Below are 23,177 nucleotides of genomic sequence, written 5' to 3'. Positions count from 1 at the left end.
GGATTTGAGGCATTTATGGCTTACAGTACTTTTTCTCAACAAAAAAATGACCAATTAAAAGAACCAATGTTCTTAGGTCAGTCGGTAAACGTTGCACGTTACGACCAGCAGAAATTCGAAATCTTCGAAAAGTTGATCGAAAAGCAGCTTTCTTTCTTCTGGCGCCCAGAAGAAGTAGACGTGTCTAGCGACCGTATCGACTACAACAAGCTTCCTGAGCATGAAAAGCACATCTTCATCTCTAACTTGAAGTACCAAACACTTCTAGATTCTATCCAAGGCCGCAGCCCTAACGTTGCCCTGCTTCCTTTGGTATCACTGCCAGAAGTTGAAACTTGGATTGAGACATGGTCATTCTCTGAAACGATTCACTCTCGTTCATACACGCACATCATCCGTAACATCGTGAATGATCCAGGCGTAGTATTTGACGACATCGTTGAAAACGAAGAGATCCTGAAGCGAGCGAAAGACATCGCGTTTTACTACGATGACCTAATCAAGCTAACTGCTGACTACCACCGTTACGGTGAAGGCAATCACAGCATCAACGGCGAAAACGTTAAGATTTCACTTCACGACCTGAAGAAGAAACTTTACGTATGTCTAATGTCTGTAAACGCACTGGAAGCGATTCGTTTCTACGTGAGCTTTGCATGTTCATTCGCATTCGCTGAACGTGAGCTAATGGAAGGTAATGCGAAGATCATCAAGCTAATCGCTCGTGATGAAGCACTTCACCTTACTGGCACACAGCACATGATCAACTTGCTACGTAACGGTCAAGATGATTTCGAATTCATGCAGATCGCTGAAGAGTGTAAGCAAGAATGTTTCGACCTGTTCAAAGAAGCAGCAGAGCAAGAAAAAGAGTGGGCAGAATACCTATTCAAAGATGGCTCTATGATTGGTCTGAACAAAGATATTCTTTGCCAATACGTTGAATACATTACGAACATCCGTATGCAAGCGGTTGGTCTAGGTACAGCTTACCCAGAAGCAACATCGAACCCAATCCCATGGATTAACGCATGGTTATCTTCAGATAACGTGCAGGTTGCTCCGCAAGAAGCTGAAATCAGTTCTTACCTAGTTGGTCAAATCGACAACGAAGTAAAAGCTGATGACTTTGAAGGATTTGAGCTGTAATGCCAACAATCAAAATCAACAAGCTGACTTCGATTGAATCTAACCCGTCGAATACTCTATTGGAAACAATGGAACAAGCGGGCTTAGAACCAGAATACAACTGCCGAGATGGGCACTGTGGCGCTTGTCGTTGCACGTTGGATTCAGGTGAAGTTGAGTACGTTGGTTTTGCTATGGCTTACACACAAGGTGATGAAATTTTGCCATGCATCTGCAAAGCAAAAACCGATTTGTCGCTGAGTAACGTGATTCACAGAAGTAAGCAGAAACGCGCCTAACCCATTCGGCATAAGTTCGCTTGCTTGGTTTTATTTTGTTTGGTTTCACTTTAGATAAAATCACGTAAGTTCAAACGCTTTATTTTTGAAACGCTTTAGGTTTAAAGCAACGCTTCTTCAAAGATAACAAGTATTAAAAAGGGTCCGCCTTCTCTAGGAATGCGGACCCTTTTTCTATTCATGTCTTTAGGCCTCTGACACCAAGCCAGACGTTTACTGCTGAGTCAGGTTCAGAGTCACGGAACCAATATAACAAGCACTTCGGCACTCTCCACAACCATTACACTTATCTTGAGCTAACATAGGCAACTCCCCAACTTCGATGTGTATAGCACCCGCTGAACAAGCGGTCTGGCATGCATTGCAATCCATTTGCATGTAGTTGTTACAGCTATCAGCAAAGCTAGGCTTAAGGTCGATATAGGGCGTGACCGTTTGATGAAGCGCACCTGTAGGACACACTTCGCTGCACTTATCACACAACGAACAACTGTTGTAATCTAAGTTCAGCAGCGCACCGCCCTCTAGCATCTCAATAACGCTATTCGGACACACTTGCTCGCACAAACTACAACCGTCGCAAAGACGCTCAAACAGCACCTCATCGACAGCTCTTGGCGGCCTTGCATGCAAACGTTGTGATTTATCTTCATAATTCGCAGCTGCTTTAACCGGTTTAGAGAGCCGAGTTAAGAAACCACGCCTATTTGAATTTATTTGTTCAGACATCAATCGATATATATATTTTTATTAACAACGTTTAAATTACATTCAGATGTTAATTTATTAAGCCAATCTATTACATCACTTGATAGCTTCTTATAAAAATATAACTCTGATACTGAATTAAATTTCTCTAAATAAACAGAAGACCAAGTTAATAAATGAAGCTCAAGTAATTCACGCGCTGAATCAATATTATTATTTTCTAACAAATACGCATGAGCGAGTAACATTAAACCAAATTGGTCTTCTGGCTCTCTTAAGCCTGTATCTAACTCTATATGATTCAATTCTAAAAACTGTCGATATTCCACAGTCGATGCGCCAAACACAATACGGTCTTTATCGAGATAAACAGAGCCCCAAGGCGGAGCTGGCATATCCCCAACGCCTTCAAACAGTCGACTAAACTCTGCAGCGAGCGCATCTTCCTGTTCGTTTTGGAGTGCCAGTAAACAATCTTCTGATAAAACTTGGCTCTCTACTAAGGCCTGAACAATATCTATTAACTGTTCTTTATTAGTTGCTTGATAAAATAATGAACCGAGCAATTTATGCGTATCAATAATCATTCTTATTTATACCGTAATTGGTTTAACGACAATTATATAAATAATACGATTGAATTCTTTGATCTATTTTATACATTCGATTCATAATATTTTAATTCCGATCTTATTTGATGCCAATCAATCAATAATTAGAAATAAAAACATAGAGACTAAACTACCTATAAAGTGCTAGTCATCAATAACAATAGGCATCTTAGAATGACGAATAAGAAAGAATCTGGGGTAATGAATCTTACTCGAAGAGGCTTCATGAAAGCTTCTTCTGCGGTAGGTAGCGCAGCCGCACTCGCGGGCGGTATCGCTTTACCTTTCAAATCCAAACCAGTAGCGGCTGCGGTTGCTGAGAGTGTGGATGAGAAAATCGTATGGAGTGCATGTACTGTAAACTGTGGCTCTCGCTGCCCATTACGTATGCATGTGCAAAACGGTGAAATCAAATACGTAGAAACCGACAACACTGGTACTGACGAATACGGTCATCACCAAGTTCGAGCTTGTCTACGTGGTCGTTCTATGCGACGCCGTGTTTACAACCCAGATCGCCTGAAATACCCAATGAAACGCATTGGCAAACGTGGTGAAGGTAAATTCAAACGTATTAGCTGGGAAGAAGCTTACGACGAAATTGCTGGCACGATGCAACGCCTTATCAAAGACTACGGCAACGATACCATTTACCTAAATTACGGTACTGGTACGCTTGGTGGTACGGTGACTAGATCTTGGCCACCCGCACAAACATTGATTGCACGCTTAATGAACCTAAGTGGTGGTTACCTAAACCATTACGGTGACTACTCAACGGCACAAATCGCGAAAGGCTTGAGCTACACCTACGGTGGTTGGGCAAACAACAACTCTTTCTCTGACTTAGAGAATACGAAACTTAATGTCCAGTTTGGTAACAACCCAGCTGAAACTCGTATGTCTGGCGGCGGTTTGATCCACCACTACGTTGAAAGTAAAAACAAGTCGAACGCAAGAACGATCATCATCGATCCACGTTACACAGATACTGCTGGTGGCCGTGAAGACCAATGGATCCCAATTCGCCCGTCTACTGATGCTGCTTTGGTTGCCGGCCTAGCACACGTGATGATCACGGAAGACCTTGTCGACCAACCGTTCCTAGACAAATATTGTGTCGGTTACGATGAGAAAACTCTGCCTGCATCAGCGCCTAAAAACAGCGACTACAAATCTTACATCCTAGGTTTAGGTGAAGATGGCGTAGTGAAGACACCTGAATGGGCATCAAAAATCACGGGTATTCCAGTGGATACGATTGTCAAACTTGGCCGTGAAATGGGCACAGCAAAACCGTGTGCTATTCACCAAGGTTGGGGATTACAACGCACAGCGAACGGTGAGCTAGCTTGTCGTGCAATCGCAATGCTGTCACTACTGACAGGTTCAGTTGGCGTATCTGGTGGTTCTACTGGCGCTCGTGAAAGCGACATCAACATTCCATTTGTTCGCTTCCCTACCGTGCCAAACCCAGTTGAAACTTCTATTTCAATGTTCATGTGGACAGACGCTATTTACCGTCACGACGAAATGACCGACGTAACTGATGGTGTTCGCGGTGCTGAGCGCCTTAAGAACCCAATCAAGATGATCTGGAACTACGCGGGTAACTGTCTTATTAACCAGCACTCAGACATCAATAAAACTCACGCTATTCTTCAAGATGAAAGTGCGTGTGAAATGATTGTTGTGGTCGATAACCACATGACGTCTTCTGCGAAATACGCTGACATCATCTTGCCTGATTTAACAACATCAGAGCAAGACGACTGGTGTATGGATGGTAAAGCGGCGAACATGCCTTACTTCATCTTCGCGCAGAAAGCGATCGAGCCTCAGTTCGAAGCGAAATCTATCTATGAAATGTGTTCTCAATTAGCGAAGCGCATGGGCGTGGAAAAAGAGTTCACTGAAGGTCGTACACAAGAGCAATGGGTTGAACACCTTTACGCTGAAACTCGTAAGAACGACCCAACACTTCCAACCTTCGAAGAAATGAAAGAGCTGGGTATCTACAAACGTAGCTACAACCACCACTACATCGCTTACGAAGACTTCCGTAACGATCCAGAAGCGAACCCACTGACCACACCAAGTGGCAAGATCGAGATCTATTCTGAGCAGTTAGCTGATATCGCTAAGACTTGGAAATTGAAAGAAGACGAAGTGATTCACCCGCTTCCGATTTACGCCGATTCTTTTGAAGGCCACAACGACCCACTAGCAGAGAAGTACCCACTTCAGCTAACCGGCTTCCACTACAAGGCTCGTACTCACTCAACTTATGGCAACGTTGCAGAAATCAAAGCAGCGGCACCGCAAGAGTTGTGGATCAACCCAATAGATGCTCAAGAGCGCGGTATTAAAAATGGCGACATGGTCAGCATTTTCAACGACCGTGGCGAAGTTCATATTCCAGCAAAAGTGACACCAAGGATCCTTCCTCGAGTTGTCGCACTAGGTGAAGGTGCATGGTATGCACCAGATGGTCAGAAGATCGACCATGCGGGCTCTATTAATGTGCTGACCACTCAGCGCCCGAGTCCACTTGCTAAGGGTAATCCTCAGCATACAAACCTAGTACAAATCAAAGCGCTAAATAAAGCATAAGGTAGGTTGGAATGAAACAATACGGCTTTTACATTGATTCAAGTAAATGCACGGGTTGTAAAACCTGTCAGCTTGCTTGTAAAGATTATAACGATCTAGATATCAAAACGAACTACCGCCGCGTATACGAATACGCCGGTGGTGGCTTCACCCAAGATGGCGACACCTGGGTACAGAAAGATGTCTTTTCTTACTACCTTTCTATTGCGTGTAACCACTGTACTAACCCTGCGTGTGTGAAAGTTTGCCCATCAGGTGCCATGCACAAACGTGACGAAGATGGCTTGGTTGTGGTTGACGAGAGTGTGTGTATTGGTTGTCAACACTGTAGCAATGCGTGCCCTTACGGCGCACCACAATACAATGCGAAGAAAGGTCACATGACCAAATGCGACGGTTGTTACCAGCGCGTTTCGGAAGGCAAACAACCTATCTGTGTTGAATCTTGCCCACTTCGTGCATTGGAGTTTGGTGAGATCAATACACTTCGTGAGAAGTACGGCTCTGGTGCAGATGTAGCACCACTGCCATCTTCAAATGAAACGCTGCCAAACATCGTGATTAAGCTGAACAAAAACGCGAAGCCTACTGGCGATACCAGTGGTCACCTAGCAAACCCGAAGGAGGTGTAAGATGATTTTTCATGAGTGGTCTTTGATCTTCTTTACGGTGCTGGCGCAAACTGCAGTGGGTGGTTACTTACTTATTGGCGCACGCGCGCTGGTACTTGGGCATGACGAAGAGAAACTAAACAGCTACAAGGTTCCAATGTTCATTCTGTGGGCATTAATGGGGCTTGGTTTCATGTTTTCAACAACGCATCTTGGTTCTCCACTGCGCGCGTTTAATGCCTTTAACCAACTAGGTTCAGCTTGGTTGTCTAACGAAGTGTTCTTCGGTGCGGCATTCTTCGCGGTTGGCGGGCTACAATGGCTATTGTCTGTGCTTAAGAAAGGTGGCGTTGCCATCCAAAAAGCACTGACGGTTGCAGCTATGGTGCTGGGCGCTATCTTCATGTACGCGATGATTAACGTATACATGATCAACACAGTACCAACATGGGACAACATCTACACACCATTGAGCTTCATCATGACGATGGTTGTGGGCGGCTTGCTGCTATCTCAGTTCGTGATGGTATTCGCAAATGACAGCCGCTTTACGGTTGACCGTAACATCACGATGCTGGCTGTTATCGCAGTTGCTATCAGCTTGCTTGTGACAGTAGGAAAACTGAACCTAATCGGTGACATTCAAACTTCAGCGGCAAAAGCATCTGAGTTGGTTGACGGTTTAGGCAGCTATGTGATTCTTCAAGTGGCATTGTTGATGGCAAGCTTACTGGTTTGGATTCTACCTATGCTGAACAAAGCAAAAGTGAACCCAGTAAACCTAGGCTTAGCACTGATACTGTTCTTAGCTTCAGAATTAATTGGCCGTGGTTTGTTCTACAGCCTACATATGACAAGCGGTTTGTAATCGAGTTCTTACAGTCGTGAGCTACGTGTAAACATCGCTGTTTGTCGGCTTATCTAGAAGGCTAGATAAACGAAAGGCCCCGCAACCATTTGGACGTGGGGCCTTTTTATACCGCTCGGTTCTAGCGTTAGTTTGAGATTTAGCTAGAAGCCTAGTTGGGTAGAAACTTTGTTCTCTAGCTTAAATGCTTACTTGAGAATCGCCGCTGGAATAAACATATCCTTCACTCGTTTTAGTGAAGAGTAATCACCAAACATCGGCTTGTTATCTAGATGCCTTCTCAACATATCTGCCGCAACGGTTTTGATAATGGTACGCGCGTCTTCTCGATTATATTGGCGATAGAACTCAAGTACTTGGCCCCACTCACCCGCTTCGCTCGACAACGCAATACTGAATGTGTTGCCTTCCAACTTACCGGTCACCAAGGCTAATTCAGTACCGCACTTTTCTCTTGTTGCGCCAGCTAATGCAAAAGTAGCCGCCAATGGGTCACTCTTTTCAAGCTCGCTCTCTTTGGGCTCAGCCATTACCCAAGAGTGTCCAAAACAATCTTCAACCTGCTCATTCGATTGCAGCCAAGCCGACAGCGCACCTTTGGTCGACACTTCCGATACTGATAAGGTCTTCTTTCTCTCAGCCATAATATGACCAATGTGATCAATCATCGGCTCGTCAACACTTACCACGTTACTTTCTAACAGTTTGTAAACCATCTGCATTAACTTAACGCGAGTTTCTAACCCAGATTTTGGCCCAAACAGCTTCACCTCAATAAATGGCAAGTAAGAGCGGTAGCCTAGCTCATAGCCTTCAGGAAGCTTTAATTGGTCCAGAACGTCAGAGATGCCTGACTCAGATAAACCAAACGTAAACAGTCGGCTGCATTCAGACGCAACCACTTGAGGATAAGTGCGCGACAGATCAGGAAGAATCTCAAACGTCACCATACGCTTAAACTCACTCGGTACACCCGGCGTGAAATAGAAAGTCGCATCGTTGATTTGTAGTTTGAAGCCGCAAGCGGTACCTACAGGGTTATCAACAATCTCTGAGCTAGCTGGCAACAGCGCTTGTTTTAGGTTGCTGTCAGGCATCGGCATATCACGTCCAGAAAACATCTCTTCCATACGAGTAAGCCATTCAGGAAACATAACCAACCTCTGTTCTGAAGCAGCAGCAGCGGCCGCAGCACTCATATCATCAGTTGTCGGTCCCAAACCACCGTTGACGATAACCACATCATAGTTAAAGCTCAGCATCAAAAGTTCTTCGATCAGAGCATTCATTTGGTCACCCACAGTTGAACGTTTAGCCAGAGCAAAACCATGCTGGTAAAACTCAGCAGACATCCAAGCTGCGTTTGTGTCTACAATGTCTCCATGAAGAACTTCTTCACCGGTGCTTAACATTGCGATTTTCGTCATATTTCTATCCCTTGTAGTCATAAAAAGACACTGCATTATTTACAAACTGGTCTATGGTTGAATTTGAGACATTTCGCCTTTTCACAAATATTAATAATGTTAAATCTAAGGTTTTATTAGGAAAAGCGATAAATTATTAGTTCCCTAAATCAGGCATTTAATAGATAATTGTGACCCTGATCAATTCTTAACATCTCATGGAGACCCTTGTGGCCAAATCACCGTTATTAATGAAGGTTACTGCTGCATTTTCAATGCTAATGTCAGTTAACTCGGTTGCAAGCCAATACGACTTCGACCAGCCAATCAACCTTTCTTACTCGGATGAATGTGCTCAAGACTACTGTGTTAATGAAAGCTTGTACACCTACAAGCCTAGCAAGAACTATGCACTAAGCGAATCAAGTGATCAGTACGATCTCTCGATCGACAAACAACCTATCTATCTTACCGTTAGCGATGGCAAAGATTGGGACTACCTTATGGGTCAAACCTACACCATTCTTGGTTTAAGTGTCGCAACGGTTGGTCTAATGACTATGCTACCTGAAAGCATCACTAAGTGGGATGATGACCAACGTGATATCAGTGCGCTAGGTAAGAAGTGGAAGGACAATGTTTCTGAAGGTCCTGTATGGGACCGTGACGAGCACTTCCTGAACTACGTCATGCACCCATACTTTGGTGGTGTTTACTACACCGCAGCTCGACACGCTGGTTACGATGAATTTGAGTCTTTCTTGTACTCTTGGACTATGTCTACATTCTTCTGGGAATACGGTGTAGAAGCATTTGCTGAAGTACCGTCTTGGCAAGATCTCTTCATCACTCCATTCTTCGGTGCTGTTGTCGGTGAATTGATGCTAGAAGCGGAGCAAGATATTGTCTCTTCTGGTGGCGAAGTGATGGGCTCTCAAACCATGGGCGATGTGTCTCTATTCTTCCTAAACCCTGTTGGCCATATCCATTATTGGGTAAGTGATGCTTGGGGTGGTGACGCAGAAGTTAACCTGAATACTAACCCTTGGTGGGATAACCAAGATGCTGCTCGATTCGCCTACGATGCTGGTGCACGATATGATTCTCAGTTTGTTGGTATGAACTTCAAAGTAACCTTCTAAACCAACTTCCACGTTATTTGCTAAGTTGTTTACTCAGTAGCTTACCCAGCCGTTTACTCGTTGCTTGATAAGCTTCCGAATCACAAATAACAGCGATAACTCTTCTAAAAAGCGGCTCTCTAGCCGCTTTTTTTGTGCCCTACTCTTCATTCTCTTTTTTTGCCCCGCAGCTTAGTTTCAAAAATTGACGTAGGTCAAACATTGTTCGATGTAAACTTCTACACTGAAATTAAAGAACTTTATCGCGTGATATCAAACATTTAATTAGCAACGATTAATTGAGACTTTGGGGGCTGATATGAACAGTACATTTATCGTAAATTTCATCGGAAAAGCATCACCAGCAACAATCAAGCAACTTGCTGCGGTTACTCACGAAAACGACGGGAAATGGCTCATCAGTAAAGTTAACTTTATTGAAGACCAAGTCGCAGGCGTATTAAAAGTTCAACTTCCAGCCATTAACGAATCGGTAGTGAAAGACGCCTTTAGCGCCAACGCCGACCTCATTGTACAGTTTGTCGATTCAGACCATATACATAATGTTCAAGATACAATACACCACTTGCGACTCGACTCTAACGACCGAGCTGGCATCGTCAACGAAGTAACACATGTCCTAGATAGGCAAGGTATCAGCATTCTCGATATGGATTGTCACCGAGTCTTCATCGCCGGTGGTGGTGGCGTTAGCTCAAGCCTATTTACGTCCAAGATCGCTGTTAAACTACCAATTGAAGTTCTAATCGATGACGTGGTCAATGAACTAGAAACCCTCAGCGAAGATACTCGTGTGATTATTGAGAGTTAAACGAATCACGCTTAACGGTGAGAACAAGAAAACAAAAAGAGCAGCTCATCGGCTGCTCTTTTTATTATTCTGAAGCTATGACTCAGTTACTTAACTGACCACTGTGACAGAGAACGTTTGAAGTCTTCATAGCCAAACTCATTCAACTTTTGAACTTCGCCATTGCTGCGCTCGCAGTAGATTGAAGGCATTTTAAGGCCGTTGAACCAGTTCAGTTTCACCATGGTGTAACCCGCACTGTCTAACAGATGCAGCTTTTGACCAATTTTCAACGGCTCATCAAAGCTTGCTTCGCAGAACTGATCGCCCGCAAGACATGAACACGAACCAATCACATAGTCATGGCTGCCATTTTCAGACGCTTCCAATACCGATGCTGGTTCATTATAGATAAGCGTATCTAGGCGGTGCGCCTCGGTAGCTGAATCGACAATTGCCGTTTTCTTCACGTTCTCTACGATATCAACTACTGTCACGACAAGATCCGTCGTTTTAGTAATGATGGCTTCACCCGGCTCAAGGTACATTTGTACACCGTGCTTTTCAGAGAAGGATTTTAGCGCAAGACCCAGCTTCTCAATGTCATAACCCGGCCATGTGAAGAACACACCACCGCCCATGCTCACCCAGCCCAATTTATCTAAATGCTCACCAAATTGTTCTGAGATTGAATCAAGCAAGCCGATAAATGAATCGACGTCTTTGTTCTCACAGTTCATGTGAAACATGACGCCATTAATCTCATCGAAGGTCTCAGGCTTGATGTGATCAGCTTGAACACCCAAACGCGAGAATTGGCGTGCAGGGTTTGCTAAGTCTTGCCCTGCGTAGCTCACACCCGGATTTAAACGTAAACCCAGTGAAGCTTTACCTTCAACAATATGACGGTAAGCCGCTAACTGGCTTTGCGAGTTGAAGATCATCTTGTCGCAGATGTCAGCGACTTCTCTCACGTCATCTTCGCTGTAACCGACACTGTAAGCGTGCGTTTCACCACCAAAGGTTTCGTGGCCAAGCTTTACTTCGTATGGGCCAGAGCTTGTCGTGCCATCGAGATAAGGTTTGATGATGTCAAACACACCCCATGTCGAAAAACACTTGAGTGCCAATACCAGCTTCACACCTGAAATCTCTTTCAGCTGTTTAGCTATCTCTAAATTCGCAATCAACTTCTCTTCGTTGATCATGAAATAAGGCGTTTTTAGTTCGTTGTTTTGCATGTTAATACCTTGCTGCCCTCGACTTAACGAGGGCACATGATAATCGAAAAAAGCCGACGCTCATGCATCGGCTTGTAATTATACGTTCTTGTCCATCATATGGCTTTGGATGTAATTCGCAGAGCTTTGACCTTGTCGCTAGGACATCGCGCGGAGTTTACGAACGTAAATGAGCACGATGGACAACACGACAAGGGCAAAGAACCAGAAATTACTTCAAAGTGTGGATCAGAGGTAGACCTTGTTTAGGCTCTAGCTCTTGAACATGCCAATCTAGACCGATTTCAGGCATCGTTGCAAGGAACGGGTCTGGGTTTAGCTGTTCCATGTTGAACACGCCTTTGTCAGCCCATTCACCACGGAAGAACTGAAGTGCAGCCGTAATTGCAGGAACACCGGTTGTGTAAGAGATTGCTTGGTGCTCAACGTCTTCGTAAGCCACTTCGTGGTCTGCGTTATTGTAGATGAATACGCTGCGCTCTTTACCGTCTTTCTTACCTTGAACCCAAGTACCGATACACGTTAAGCCCGTGTAACCCGGAGCCAAAGATGTTGGATCTGGTAGTAGTGCTTTAAGAACATGAAGAGGTTGAACTACCGTGCCATCGTGCAGTGTTAGCAGATCTGGGCTTAGAAGACCGATATCACGCATGCAGTTGAAGTAGTTCAGGTATGCATCACCAAAGCCCATCCAAAATTCGATACGCTTAGCAGGGATGAACTCTTTCATTGAACGAACTTCATCGTGTGCCATTGAGTACACTTTATGAGAGCCACAGTTAGGGAATTCGAACTCAAGCATACGAGAGTGACAAGCTACTTGTTTCCACTCTTCGTTTTCCCAGTAGAAAGAATCGCCTTGGATCTCAAGCATGTTGGTTTCTGGGTCAAAGTTTGTCGCAAACTTCTTGCCGTGATCGCCAGCATTCACGTCCATCACGTCAATTGAATCAATCTCATCGAACAAGTGCTTAACCGCGTACGCAGCAAAGATTGATACCACACCTGGATCAAAACCAGCACCAAGAATACCAGTGATGCCCGCTTCAGCGAACTTCTCACGGTAACCCCACTGCCAATCGTAAGCTTGTGGTACTTGTTGACCTTCAGAACATAGGTCAACCGCTACCGATGTATCTAGGTAAGAGACTTTCGATTGGTAACACGCTTCCATGATCGCCATGTTTACCCAAGGAGGACCAGCGTTGATAACTAGATCCGGCTTAACTTCTTTAATCAAAGCAACAAGCGCATCAACATCGTCAGCGTCTACTGAACGTGCTTCTAGTTTCTTAGTTGAATCTTTAAGGTTGTTTTTACCCTTGATAGATTCGATGATTTTTTCACACTTCGCGATTGTGCGAGAAGCGATCGTGATATCACCCAGTACTTCGTTATTTTGTGCTGCTTTATGTGCAACAACCCAACCGACGCCGCCTGCACCAATTTGTAGAATAGCCATAGTTTTAATTACCCTTGTTGTTCTGCTAGCTCAATAGCTAAAGTTTGAATTTTGTTAATTAGAGATTTGAAATCTGATGTCGTTAAGCACGGATTCAAGATAGTGAATTTCAGCGCACTTTTACCATCAACGACCGTTTCGCCAAGCACGGCAACACCACGAGTCAGCGCTTCCAGTCTTAACGTTTGATTCAGTTTGTCCAAATCCATAGCGCTGTTTACTGATGGCCCATTGCTAGGCACCGAACGGAACAGCACAGTAGACAATGATGGCTCAGCAAGTAGTTCAAAATCGTCATGCTTCTGAATCAGGTCAGCAACTTGAAGTGTCTGCTCTAGGAGATGATCGTACATATCACCCAGTTGCTTTGGCCCAACGCTTTGCATCGTCATGAAGACTTTCAGTGCATCGAAACGCTTGGTGGTTGCGATAGACTTATCGACTAGATTCGGCAGCTCATCGTGCTCGCGGTTTAAGTAGTCTGCGTGATGCAGTAGGTACTTAAAGTTTGCTTTGTCTTTGAGAAGCACAGCACCACAGCTGATTGTTTGGAAGAACAACTTGTGGAAATCAACGCTGACTGAGTCCGCTTTTTCGATGCCTTTCAGACGAGCTTTATGGCTACTTAAGATAAGCGCGCCACCGTAAGCACTGTCGACATGGAACCAAAGACCTTGTTGGTTGGCGATATCAGCTATCGCTTCCAGGTCATCAATAGCACCATGGTCGGTTGTGCCTGCAGTACCTACCACAGCAAAAGGAACCAACCCTTGAGCTTTAAGCGCTTTCACTTCTGCATCTAACAAGTCAGCTTTAATAGTGCCGTTTGCATTGGTATCAACACAGCACACTGCCGCTTCGCCCAATCCCATTAGAGAGGCGGATTTTTGAACCGTAAAGTGAGATTTCTTTGAACATAAGATACGCAGTTTCTTCGCGTACTCTGGCAAGCCCAACTTTTGAATAGAATGACCATCGTGCTTATCGGCAACCCAGTCTCTCGCTAGCAACAAGCCCATTAGATTGCTTTGCGTGCCGCCGCTGGTGAAAACACCGTCAGCTTGTTCGCCAAGTTGATACTTTTCACACATCCAATCAACGACTCGTTGTTCAACATAGGTCGCAGCCGATGCTTGATCCCATGAATCCATTGATTGATTCAAAGCAGCAATAATCGATTCCGCAGCGACAGAAGCCATAAGAGGTGGAGTGTGAAGGTGTGCAATGCAGTGTGGGTGTTGTACAAAGATGGAGTTTGCTGCGACTAAGTCAGCTGTGCTATCCACAACATCAACCAAAGCGTGTTGGTTATTATCGAGGTCAACAGCATTGATAGCTGCTTCTAGCACTTTTGGATCTAAACCCGAATAAGGTTTTTCAACCTGTTCAAAAACCGCTTTCATCGCCTGAGTGGTTTGGTTCATCACGTTAGCGAATTCGTCGCTACCGCCTAAACCCGTCTGGATGAAATGCTTGTTCCATTCCTGATTTGATTCTTCGCTTTGTGTTTGGTCTTGTTGTAAACCACCACCCGCTGCGATGATGGCTTCTTCCATCACTCGCAATGCAAAGTCGATTTGCTCGAAAGAGATAATCATTGGTGGAAGGAAGCGAATGACAGAACCATCACGACCACCCTTTTCAACCATCAAACCGCGTTCTAATGCCGCTCGTTGAATCGCTAGGGTCAGCTCGCCGTCTGATTGTGGTTCGCCAAACTTATTAAGCTCACCATTTGGTCGTTTGATCTCAGCGCCAAGCATCAAGCCTTTACCACGAACTTCAGCAATACAGTTCACGCGAGATTGAATCTTCTCTAGTCCATGACGTAAATATTGGCCTGCGATGTTCGCGTGCTCAACCAAACCATCTCGCTCGATGATTTCTAATGCTTTAGCGCCAGATACCATTGCTAATTGGTTACCACGGAATGTACCGGTGTGCTCACCCGCTTTCCATGTATCGATGCTCTTATCAAATACAAGAAGCGACATAGGCAGTCCGCCACCAATAGCTTTAGACAAGCATAAGATATCAGGGTTAACACCTGACTCTTCAAACGCAAAGCGATGGCCTGTTTTACCAACGCCACACTGAATTTCATCAAAAATAAGCAAGATACCATGCTCATCACAGATGCGACGTAGACCTTGTAACCAAGATGCAGGAGCAGGAATCACACCACCCTCACCCTGCACTGGCTCAACAATCATAGCAGCCGGCTTCATGATGCCAGACTCGTCGTCATTCAACATACGTTCGATGTAACGAATACTCGCGTTGGCACCCGCTTCACCACCAATGCCAAATGGACAGCGAAGGTTGTACGGGAAAGGCATGAAATGTACGTCAGACATCAAGCCGCTGCGACGTTCTTTTGTACCTAGGTTGCCCATCATACCCATGGTGCCATTAGTCATACCATGGTATGCGCCACGAAAAGCAAACATGGTGTTGCGACCTGTGGTTTGCTTAGCGAGCTTGATCGCCGCTTCTACAGCGTCAGCGCCAGATGGGCCACAAAATTGGATCACCGAGTTAGTTGAAAAGTCTTGAGGAAGAAAGGCTTTAACTCGCTTGATAAACGTATCTTTCGCTTGCGTCGTGATATCAAGCGTTTGGTATGGCAAACCTGAATCGAGTTGATCTTTGAGTGCTTGGTTGATCTCAGGGTGGTTATAACCCAGAGAAAGTGTACCTGCACCGGCTAAACAATCGAGAAAGAGTTGGCCACGAGTGTCTTCAACTAAAACGCCACATGCTCTCTTAATTGCAATAGGTAGGCGTCTTGGATAAGAGCGAACATCCGATTCATGCTGTTCTTGCTCAAGCAAAATAGCGTCGGGTGTTAGGTCATAAGTTCCCTCTACGATAGGAACCATAGTTGAAAATGAATTTGCGATAGTATTAATATCGACTTCAAAGGCGGTAGTCATAAAAGTCCCCTTGAATCTGTTCATACTCATCTCCATCAGACGCAATGACACACTAACCCTCTGCTGATTTTGAGAGAGTTCACCGTGAAACACGCGTATTGTCTAGAAATGAGATATAGCTGTACGCTCGCATAAGTCAAATGACGAATACGAAATTAGGCCGTCTTAGGACAGCAAAAATTAGTTAGCGCGAGCTCAAGGTTCAGTAATGCTACTGTTTTGAAGAATTGGACATTTTTGCAGTATCGGACAGCTATGAAGAACTGGCCCTTTTGGAAATGCAGAGCTGATTAGCAATGTTGTTATTAGTGTATTCAATGTTGGGTTTCCCATTAGCATGGCGAATTGCGCCATAAGTATCCCGTCTATCAGCTAAAGGATTAGCCGATACCTACCCTACGTAATGTCCCAATCAGCAAGAATGGTCACTACGCGTATCCCCCAGAAGTAATCTCTGCTCTTTTTGAACATCGGTCATTCCGAGATTGCGCAGGAAAGTAACACAAAGTGAAACGAACGATCAATAGTTTTTAATAATCGCTTTATAAATACTAGATTTGATTAGGTGATTGATTTAAATATCACCAATCTAAGCTCAGGGGTTGAACAAGAAGAGTTCGGGAGATGAGAAAAAAACAGATACAGCAAAAACAAAAAAGCCCGAACATTTCTGTTCGGGCCTCTTGATTTGGAGCGATACATCGGGTTCGAACCGATGACCTCAACCTTGGCAAGGTTGCGCTCTACCAACTGAGCTAGTATCGCATTTGCTACATCCGTTAAGACGTAAACTTTAATAGATGGTGCCCCGGGCCGGACTTGAACCGGCACAGCGCGAACGCCGAGGGATTTTAAATCCCTTGTGTCTACCAATTCCACCACCAGGGCACGCAATTCTTTATTGCGATGCCGATTACTGAAAAGTAAAACACCATCTTAATGCTGACGCCAATCAACATTACAAATTTTGGAGCGATACATCGGGTTCGAACCGATGACCTCAACCTTGGCAAGGTTGCGCTCTACCAACTGAGCTAGTATCGCATTTTCATTCTTCTTACTTACCTCTTCTTTTAAAAAGATAAAGAGAGAATGGAGGCGCCTCCCGGAGTCGAACCGAGGTCCACGGATTTGCAATCCGCTGCATAGCCACTCTGCCAAGGCGCCTTAGTAACTCCAATCGAATCGCTTATTGCCATCCTCTTGGGTACGGGATGCATTCTACGGATTCAGAGGATTGAGTCAATATTATTTTTGTATTTTTAATTCGTTTGAATAGAATTCATACGAAACAGGCCAAATAGCTGACTTTATGCACAAAGCACACTGTGAACAGGCTCTTCAAAGGAGACCTATATCACATTAGGTAACCACTATTGATAACTTAACCTTAGGTTTAAGATCAAAAAAGCGAGCCTCAGCTCGCTTCTTCATCAATGGTATTTTTCGTCTAACAAATCGTCTTTGGCTGCCATCAAATATTGCGCCATAGACCAGTAAGTCAGGATAGTAGCAACATAGAGTGCTATGTAGCCAACCCAAATCATCCAATCGTCATAGCGCCAAATAAGCACCCATAACGCGAACATTTGAGAAACCGTTTTTACCTTACCAACCCAAGATACAGCAACACTTGCACGTTTACCGATTTCTGCCATCCACTCACGAAGCGCTGAAATGATAATTTCACGAGCTATCATGGTGACTGCAGGAATAGTTATCCAAATCGAGTGGTAATGCTCAGTCATCAAGATAAGAGCCGTAGCAACCAGCACTTTATCCGCTACAGGGTCAATAAAGGCACCGAAACGAGACGTTTGCCCGAGTTTACGAGCCAGCATGCCATCTAGCCAGTCAGTAAAACCCGCTACCCAAAACACCATTGCAGCAGCAAAAGGAGCCCAATGGTAAGGTAGGTAAAAAACAACAACGAATACTGGGATCAAAAATAGTCTCAGTAAGGACAAAATGTTAGGTATATTCAAACGCATATTATTGGGCTCTTATTAATTGCGCTTTAATGGTGCGGGATTTTTACTATTGTTTCAATGCTTGATAAATGTTTTCTGCCAAAGAATGACTAATGCCCGGTACTTTGGCTATTTCTTCGACAGTTGCACGCTTAAGTTCTTGTAAGCCACCCATATATTTCAGCAAAGCTTGACGACGTTTAGGTCCTACTCCTTCAATTCCTTCCAAAGCGCTTGTCCTGCGTGTTTTTCCGCGTTTTGCCCTATGCCCTGCTATCGCATGATTATGACTTTCATCACGGATATGTTGGATAAGGTGTAGCGCTGGCGCATCACTAGGTAGATTAAACTCTTCCCCTTCAAGGGTTACTAAGGTTTCTAAACCTGGCTTACGGGTCACACCTTTCGCAATGCCCATCATTCTTGGTCTAAATGGCCAATCATCCCAATATTGAGAAATGATCTCATGAGCACGATTAAGCTGACCTTTACCACCATCAATAAAGATGATGTCTGGGATCTTATCCACATCCAGTTGTTTTGAATAACGTCTATCAAGGGCCTGAGCCATCGCAGCGTAATCATCACCACCGGTAATACCAGTGATGTTGTAGCGGCGATATTCCGGTTTCACGGGTCCTTCTTGATTGAACACCACACAAGAAGCAATCGTACTTTCACCCATAGTGTGACTGATATCGAAACATTCCATGCGTTTGATAACGTCCATTGACAGCACTTCTTGAAGCTCCTTAAAGCGCTGATTGATCGTCATCTTATGATTAATTTTAGTTGTAATGGCAGTTAATGCGTTGGTATTCGATAACTTAAGGTAGCGACCTCGAGTGCCAGAAGGATTGGTATTGAAATAGATTTTTCGACCCGCAACTTCGCATAAGGCTTCTTGAATAGGCGTAACATCATCCATCAAGTCAGCATTAAGAATCAGACGAGTTGGAATCGTTCTCGCTTCATTATGAGCAAGATAATACTGACTTAAAAAGCTCGAAAAGACCTCTTCTCGCACCGTATTGTTGGGAATTTTAGGGAAATGGCTTCGACTCCCTAAGACTTTACCTTGGCGAATCATCAAGATATGAATACAAGCTACACCATTCTCTTGTGCGAACCCCAGTACATCCATATCTTCCATTGAGTCGTCAGATACGTACTGTTGTTCTTGAACGCGTCGAATAGCTTGGATTTGATCACGAAAAGCGGCGGCCTGTTCAAAACGAAGTTCTTGGCTTGCCTTATCCATCTTATCGATGAGTGTTTCAAGTACTAACTTATCCTTCCCTTGCAGGAAGAGACGAACGTAAGCGATAAGCTCACTGTACTCTTCATCTGAGATAATCGAGCTGATACAAGGCGCAGCACAACGACCAATCTGATACATCAAACATGGGCGAGTTCTGTTGGCATAAACCGTATCTTCACACTGACGAGCAGGAAAGATTTTTTGTATTAAGTGTAGCGTCTCACGCACAGCACCGGAATCGGGATAAGGACCAAAATATTCACCCTTTTTCTTCTTAGCACCACGATGCATCGACAAACGAGGGTGTTTGTGACCGCTAATAAAAATATAGGGATACGACTTATCATCACGCAGAAGTACGTTGTATTTCGGCAGGTACTGCTTGATGTAGTTGTGCTCAAGAATAAGAGCTTCTGTTTCCGTATGCGTTACAGTGACATCAATTTTGGCAATATTACTGACCAAAGCTCGTGTTTTTTCACTATCGACTTTTTTACGGAAATAGCTAGAAAGGCGTTTTTTGAGGTTCTTAGCTTTACCGACGTAGATAACAACAGCCTCGGCGTTATACATCCGATAAACGCCAGGCTGCTCTGTTACTGTCTTGAGGAATGAGACTGAGTCAAACAAGTTGGTCACTATACGATCTCAGTGTTAAAGGGTCTCAGTATCTAACATTCCATGTCTAATCGCTAAATGCGTCAACTCTACATCACCACTGATATCCAGTTTACTGAATAAACGGTAGCGGTAACTATTGACTGTTTTAGGACTTAGATTGAGTTGTTCCGAAATATCCGTCACTTTCTGACCCTTGGTTATCATCATCATGATTTGAAGTTCACGTTCAGATAGGTCTGCGAATGGATTTTCAGACGCAGGCGAGAATTGGCTCAAAGCCATCTGCTGCGCAATTTCTGGCGAAATGTATCTTTGGCCGCTGTTGACCATTCGAATAGCATTTACCATTTCATCCGGACCTGCCCCTTTAGTAAGGTAACCAGCAGCTCCAGCTTGCATCACTTTAGTTGGAAACGGATTTTCCGTATGAACCGTTAAAACGATGATTTTAATATCAGGGTTGAAACGCAAGATTTTCTTGGTTGCTTCTAAGCCACCAATACCAGGCATATTCATATCCATCAAAATAACGTCAGTATTGTTAGTACGACACCATTTTGCAGCATCTTCACCGCTTTCAGCTTCCCCTGCTACGTTCATTCCACGGACGTCTTCAATAATACGTCGTATCCCTGTGCGAACCAGCTCGTGATCATCTACAAGGAAAACATTTATCAAACTTGTATCTCCACACTATTAATTGGCTCTGCAACCACTGTGTCGTTTCATCTGTTTGAAACAATTGAACAAAGAAACAGTGGATCGCAGCATCGAGTACATCTTAACTTAATTACTTAAAAAAAGCTCTGTTGAATATGTGCTGAAACACGAACTTTAGCAAGTACTTATTTATAAATAAGCCAACTAAAACAACAAGCTTTTGGTAAAAATCAATCAGTTAAAACAACACCCAATAAAATTACACAAGATAAAGATATTTTCAACACCATTGAATAACCATTCGCGAAAATTTCACTTTTTTGCTTATGGAGTCCCGTTATTTGTCGCTGTTATTTGGAATTTAGTTACTATTTTGGTTGCCTGTTGTGCGCAGAGAGCCGCTAGATGGTAGTATTCGATTCCCAATTTCAATAGGTTACTACATTGGTTATTCAGCAAGGCTTTGTACTCACAAGACAAGCGAGAGACTTTTCAGGGCGTACCCAAATTGACTTGTGGTTAAGCTCGCCTCAAGGCCCAACTCTGCTGACGATTCAAAATGAAAAACCGGTATTTTTCGTCGCTCAATCTGATGTTGAAGAATGTCAGGCAATCGCAGCGAAAGAGTCGATCGATTGCCAATTCAAGTCTCTAGAACTAGCCACATTCGATCAAATCCCTTTAGCCGCTTGTTACACCTCATTATCGAGAAGTAGCTTCGGGTTAGCTCAAGCCTTTAACGGTGAAGAGATTCAAACCTTTGAAAGTGATATTCGACTCGCTGATCGTTTCTTAATGGAACGCTTTATCAAGGGCAGTATTGAATTCACAGGCGCTATCACTCAAAAAAAACAGCACCTCAGAGTTTCGAACGCAAAATGCCGAGCTGGCGATTACTTGCCAAACTTGTCTGTGGTTTCGCTTGATATTGAGTGCTCGGAAAAAGGTGTGCTTTATTCCATCGGCCTAGACAGCCCGATGGACAGCCGAGTGATAATGATTGGCGAGCCACAAGAAGCAGATACCAATATCCAATGGGTTGCTAATGAGAAGGCGCTACTGGAAGCCATGATTACTTGGTTCTCCGAGTTTGACCCTGACATCATCATTGGTTGGAACGTTATCGATTTCGACTTTAGGCTGCTGCACAAACGTTCAGAGTGGAACGAAGTAAAACTCAATATCGGCAGAGACAACCAACCGAGTTTTTTCCGTAGTTCTGCACAAAACCAGCAAGGCTTTATCACTATTCCAGGGCGTGTTGTGTTGGATGGCATCGATATGCTTAAGACGGCAACCTATCACTTCCGCTCATGGTCTCTAGAGTCGGTATCACAAGAATTACTCGGCGAAGGCAAAGACATTCATAACGTTCACGATCGCATGGACGAGATCAACCGAATGTTTAAGTTCGATAAACCATCGCTCGCCAAATATAACCTGCAAGATTGTGTGCTAGTTAACCGTATATTCGAACACACTCACCTACTCGATTTTGCTATTGAACGCTCCCGATTAACCGGCGTTGAACTTGATCGTGTTGGTGGTTCTGTTGCGGCATTTACTAATTTATACATGCCTCAGATACACAGAGCGGGCTACGTCGCACCTAATTTAGAGCCTGAAAATTGGATCGCTAGCCCTGGTGGCTATGTAATGGACTCTGTACCTAACCTTTACGATTCGGTTTTGGTTCTCGATTTTAAAAGCCTATACCCATCGATCATTCGTTCATTTCTGATTGACCCAATGGGGCTTATTGAAGGTTTAAAATTAGAACTTGGCCCCGCCGAAAACCAAGCCGTTGAAGGGTTTCGAGGCGGCCAATTCCACCGCTCTAAGCACTTTTTACCAGAGATGATCGAAAACCTCTGGGCAGCGCGTGATGTTGCAAAGAAAAACAATGAGAAAGCTTTTTCTCAAGCGATTAAGATCATCATGAACTCTTTCTATGGCGTGCTTGGTTCTTCTGGTTGTCGTTTCTTTGATACACGACTCGCTTCCTCTATCACCATGCGCGGGCATGAAATCATGAAGCAAACTAAGGTTCTAATCGAAGACAAAGGCTATCAAGTAATTTATGGCGACACCGATTCAACCTTCGTATCGCTAAATGGCAGTTATGATCAGAAAAAAGCAGATGAGATCGGAAACACATTAGTCGCTTACATCAACGACTGGTGGACGAATCACCTGAAAGAAGTCTACAACCTCACCTCAATACTTGAATTGGAATACGAGACCCATTATCGCAAGTTTCTAATGCCGACGATTAGAGGCTCTGAGACAGGATCAAAAAAACGTTATGCTGGCCTAATCAATCAAGGTGACCAAGAGAAGATCATTTTCAAAGGCCTTGAAAGTGCCCGAACTGATTGGACTCCTCTTGCACAGCAATTCCAGCAAACCTTGTATGAGATGGTGTTTCACGACCAAGATCCAACGGACTATGTCAGACAATTTGTCGATAAAACCGCTGCTGGTAAATACGATGATTTATTGGTGTATCAAAAACGCTTGCGCCGTAAGTTGCATGAATACCAAAAGAATATTCCGCCACAGGTTCGCGCAGCAAGATTGGCCGACGAGATCAATGCCAAGCTTGGCCGTCCGCTTCAATACCAAAACAAAGGACGTATTGAATATTTGATTACGCTGAGTGGCCCTGAGCCCAAGGAATATCTGAAGAGTGGTATCGATTATCAACATTACATCGACAAGCAAATTAAACCAGTAGCAGAAGCGATTCTGCCGTTTATAGGGTTAGATTTTGAAAGAGTTAGCGGGCAGCAGCTAGGTCTGTTCTAGATTGAATTATCTTTTCGAGGCGACATTAGACTCGAGATACCA

Annotated in this window: 17 protein-coding genes and 4 tRNA genes; 8 read left to right on the top strand and 13 right to left on the bottom strand. The window is 44.2% G+C overall.

Annotation, left to right across the window (positions count from 1 at the left end; all coding sequences use genetic code 11):
- Window positions 1-15 precede the first annotated feature (15 nt).
- Both nrdB and yfaE read left to right on the top strand, forming a co-directional pair.
- The gene (gene nrdB / locus OCV36_RS06065; protein ID WP_017072983.1) at window positions 16-1,149 is read left to right on the top strand and encodes a class Ia ribonucleoside-diphosphate reductase subunit beta; all 1,134 of its coding nucleotides are present in this window, start codon (window positions 16-18) and stop codon (window positions 1,147-1,149) included.
- Window positions 1,149-1,427 carry a class I ribonucleotide reductase maintenance protein YfaE gene (gene yfaE / locus OCV36_RS06060; protein WP_017632068.1) on the top strand — a complete coding sequence of 93 codons (279 nt, stop codon included), beginning with the start codon at window positions 1,149-1,151 and terminating at the stop codon, window positions 1,425-1,427. The genes nrdB and yfaE overlap by 1 nt, the downstream gene beginning before the upstream one ends.
- A 213-nt stretch (window positions 1,428-1,640) precedes the next feature.
- Here the strand turns inward: yfaE and napF are convergent, their stop codons facing one another.
- Together napF and OCV36_RS06050 are read right to left on the bottom strand one after the other, a co-directional pair.
- Window positions 1,641-2,156, bottom strand: a complete 516-nt coding sequence (gene napF, locus OCV36_RS06055) for a ferredoxin-type protein NapF (protein ID WP_135454693.1) — start codon at window positions 2,154-2,156, stop codon at window positions 1,641-1,643.
- On the bottom strand, window positions 2,156-2,722 hold the full coding sequence (locus OCV36_RS06050) for a TorD/DmsD family molecular chaperone (RefSeq protein ID WP_135454691.1): 567 nt from the start codon (window positions 2,720-2,722) through the stop codon (window positions 2,156-2,158). Before OCV36_RS06050 ends, napF begins: the two co-directional genes overlap by 1 nt.
- A gap of 198 nt (window positions 2,723-2,920) precedes the next feature.
- Here OCV36_RS06050 and OCV36_RS06045 point away from each other — a divergent pair, with 198 nt between their 5' ends.
- The 3 genes from OCV36_RS06045 to OCV36_RS06035 are packed head-to-tail and all read left to right on the top strand — an operon-like array spanning window position 2,921 to window position 6,838.
- Window positions 2,921-5,359, top strand: coding sequence for a DmsA/YnfE/YnfF family dimethyl sulfoxide reductase (locus OCV36_RS06045; protein WP_135454689.1), 2,439 nt, complete (start codon window positions 2,921-2,923; stop codon window positions 5,357-5,359).
- An 11-nt stretch (window positions 5,360-5,370) separates the two neighbouring features.
- Window positions 5,371-5,991 (top strand): DMSO/selenate family reductase complex B subunit, encoded by a 621-nt coding sequence (locus tag OCV36_RS06040; RefSeq protein WP_016789263.1) that lies wholly within the window; start codon window positions 5,371-5,373, stop codon window positions 5,989-5,991.
- Between the two features lies 1 nt (window position 5,992).
- The gene (locus OCV36_RS06035; RefSeq protein WP_135454687.1) at window positions 5,993-6,838 is read left to right on the top strand and encodes a dimethyl sulfoxide reductase anchor subunit family protein; all 846 of its coding nucleotides are present in this window, start codon (window positions 5,993-5,995) and stop codon (window positions 6,836-6,838) included.
- A 188-nt stretch (window positions 6,839-7,026) separates the two neighbouring features.
- Here OCV36_RS06035 and OCV36_RS06030 read toward each other — a convergent pair whose 3' ends face one another.
- Window positions 7,027-8,265 carry a CinA family nicotinamide mononucleotide deamidase-related protein gene (locus OCV36_RS06030; protein WP_135454685.1) on the bottom strand — a complete coding sequence of 413 codons (1,239 nt, stop codon included), beginning with the start codon at window positions 8,263-8,265 and terminating at the stop codon, window positions 7,027-7,029.
- 209 nt (window positions 8,266-8,474) lie between these two features.
- On the opposite strand from OCV36_RS06030, the gene OCV36_RS06025 reads away from it, so the two are divergent.
- Window positions 8,475-9,386 (top strand): DUF3943 domain-containing protein, encoded by a 912-nt coding sequence (locus tag OCV36_RS06025; protein ID WP_029224766.1) that lies wholly within the window; start codon window positions 8,475-8,477, stop codon window positions 9,384-9,386.
- Window positions 9,387-9,684: 298 nt separating this feature from the next.
- On the top strand, window positions 9,685-10,197 hold the full coding sequence (locus OCV36_RS06020; protein ID WP_017072992.1) for a glycine cleavage system protein R: 513 nt from the start codon (window positions 9,685-9,687) through the stop codon (window positions 10,195-10,197).
- Between the two features lie 86 nt (window positions 10,198-10,283).
- On the opposite strand, the gene nspC is transcribed toward OCV36_RS06020, so the two are convergent.
- From nspC to uvrY, 10 genes are all read right to left on the bottom strand, one after another.
- Window positions 10,284-11,417, bottom strand: coding sequence for a carboxynorspermidine decarboxylase (nspC, locus tag OCV36_RS06015; RefSeq protein WP_135454683.1), 1,134 nt, complete (start codon window positions 11,415-11,417; stop codon window positions 10,284-10,286).
- A 211-nt stretch (window positions 11,418-11,628) separates the two neighbouring features.
- Window positions 11,629-12,879 (bottom strand): carboxynorspermidine synthase, encoded by a 1,251-nt coding sequence (locus tag OCV36_RS06010; RefSeq protein ID WP_135454681.1) that lies wholly within the window; start codon window positions 12,877-12,879, stop codon window positions 11,629-11,631.
- Window positions 12,880-12,887: 8 nt separating this feature from the next.
- Window positions 12,888-15,839: a pyridoxal phosphate-dependent class III aminotransferase gene (locus OCV36_RS06005; RefSeq protein WP_210114703.1), complete on the bottom strand. Its 2,952-nt coding sequence runs from the start codon at window positions 15,837-15,839 to the stop codon at window positions 12,888-12,890.
- A 665-nt stretch (window positions 15,840-16,504) separates the two neighbouring features.
- Window positions 16,505-16,580 (bottom strand) — tRNA-Gly (locus tag OCV36_RS06000).
- Between the two features lie 36 nt (window positions 16,581-16,616).
- A tRNA-Leu gene (locus OCV36_RS05995) sits at window positions 16,617-16,703 on the bottom strand.
- A gap of 80 nt (window positions 16,704-16,783) precedes the next feature.
- Window positions 16,784-16,859, bottom strand: a tRNA-Gly gene (locus OCV36_RS05990).
- Between the two features lie 49 nt (window positions 16,860-16,908).
- Window positions 16,909-16,982 (bottom strand) — tRNA-Cys (locus tag OCV36_RS05985).
- Between the two features lie 266 nt (window positions 16,983-17,248).
- Complete coding sequence (gene pgsA, locus OCV36_RS05980) at window positions 17,249-17,806, bottom strand: CDP-diacylglycerol--glycerol-3-phosphate 3-phosphatidyltransferase (RefSeq protein WP_135454679.1); 558 nt, start codon at window positions 17,804-17,806, stop codon at window positions 17,249-17,251.
- Between the two features lie 46 nt (window positions 17,807-17,852).
- The gene (gene uvrC / locus OCV36_RS05975) at window positions 17,853-19,685 is read right to left on the bottom strand and encodes an excinuclease ABC subunit UvrC (protein ID WP_102554277.1); all 1,833 of its coding nucleotides are present in this window, start codon (window positions 19,683-19,685) and stop codon (window positions 17,853-17,855) included.
- A gap of 15 nt (window positions 19,686-19,700) precedes the next feature.
- Window positions 19,701-20,345, bottom strand: a complete 645-nt coding sequence (gene uvrY / locus OCV36_RS05970; protein ID WP_010438064.1) for a UvrY/SirA/GacA family response regulator transcription factor — start codon at window positions 20,343-20,345, stop codon at window positions 19,701-19,703.
- Window positions 20,346-20,771: 426 nt separating this feature from the next.
- Here uvrY and OCV36_RS05965 point away from each other — a divergent pair, with 426 nt between their 5' ends.
- Window positions 20,772-23,135, top strand: a complete 2,364-nt coding sequence (locus OCV36_RS05965; protein WP_135454677.1) for a DNA polymerase II — start codon at window positions 20,772-20,774, stop codon at window positions 23,133-23,135.
- Window positions 23,136-23,177 lie beyond the last annotated feature (42 nt).

Source organism: Vibrio echinoideorum (assembly GCF_024347455.1).
Taxonomy (GTDB): domain Bacteria; phylum Pseudomonadota; class Gammaproteobacteria; order Enterobacterales; family Vibrionaceae; genus Vibrio; species Vibrio echinoideorum.
Note: the sequence above shows the minus strand (reverse complement) of the source record. Positions and strands in the feature narration are given on the sequence as shown.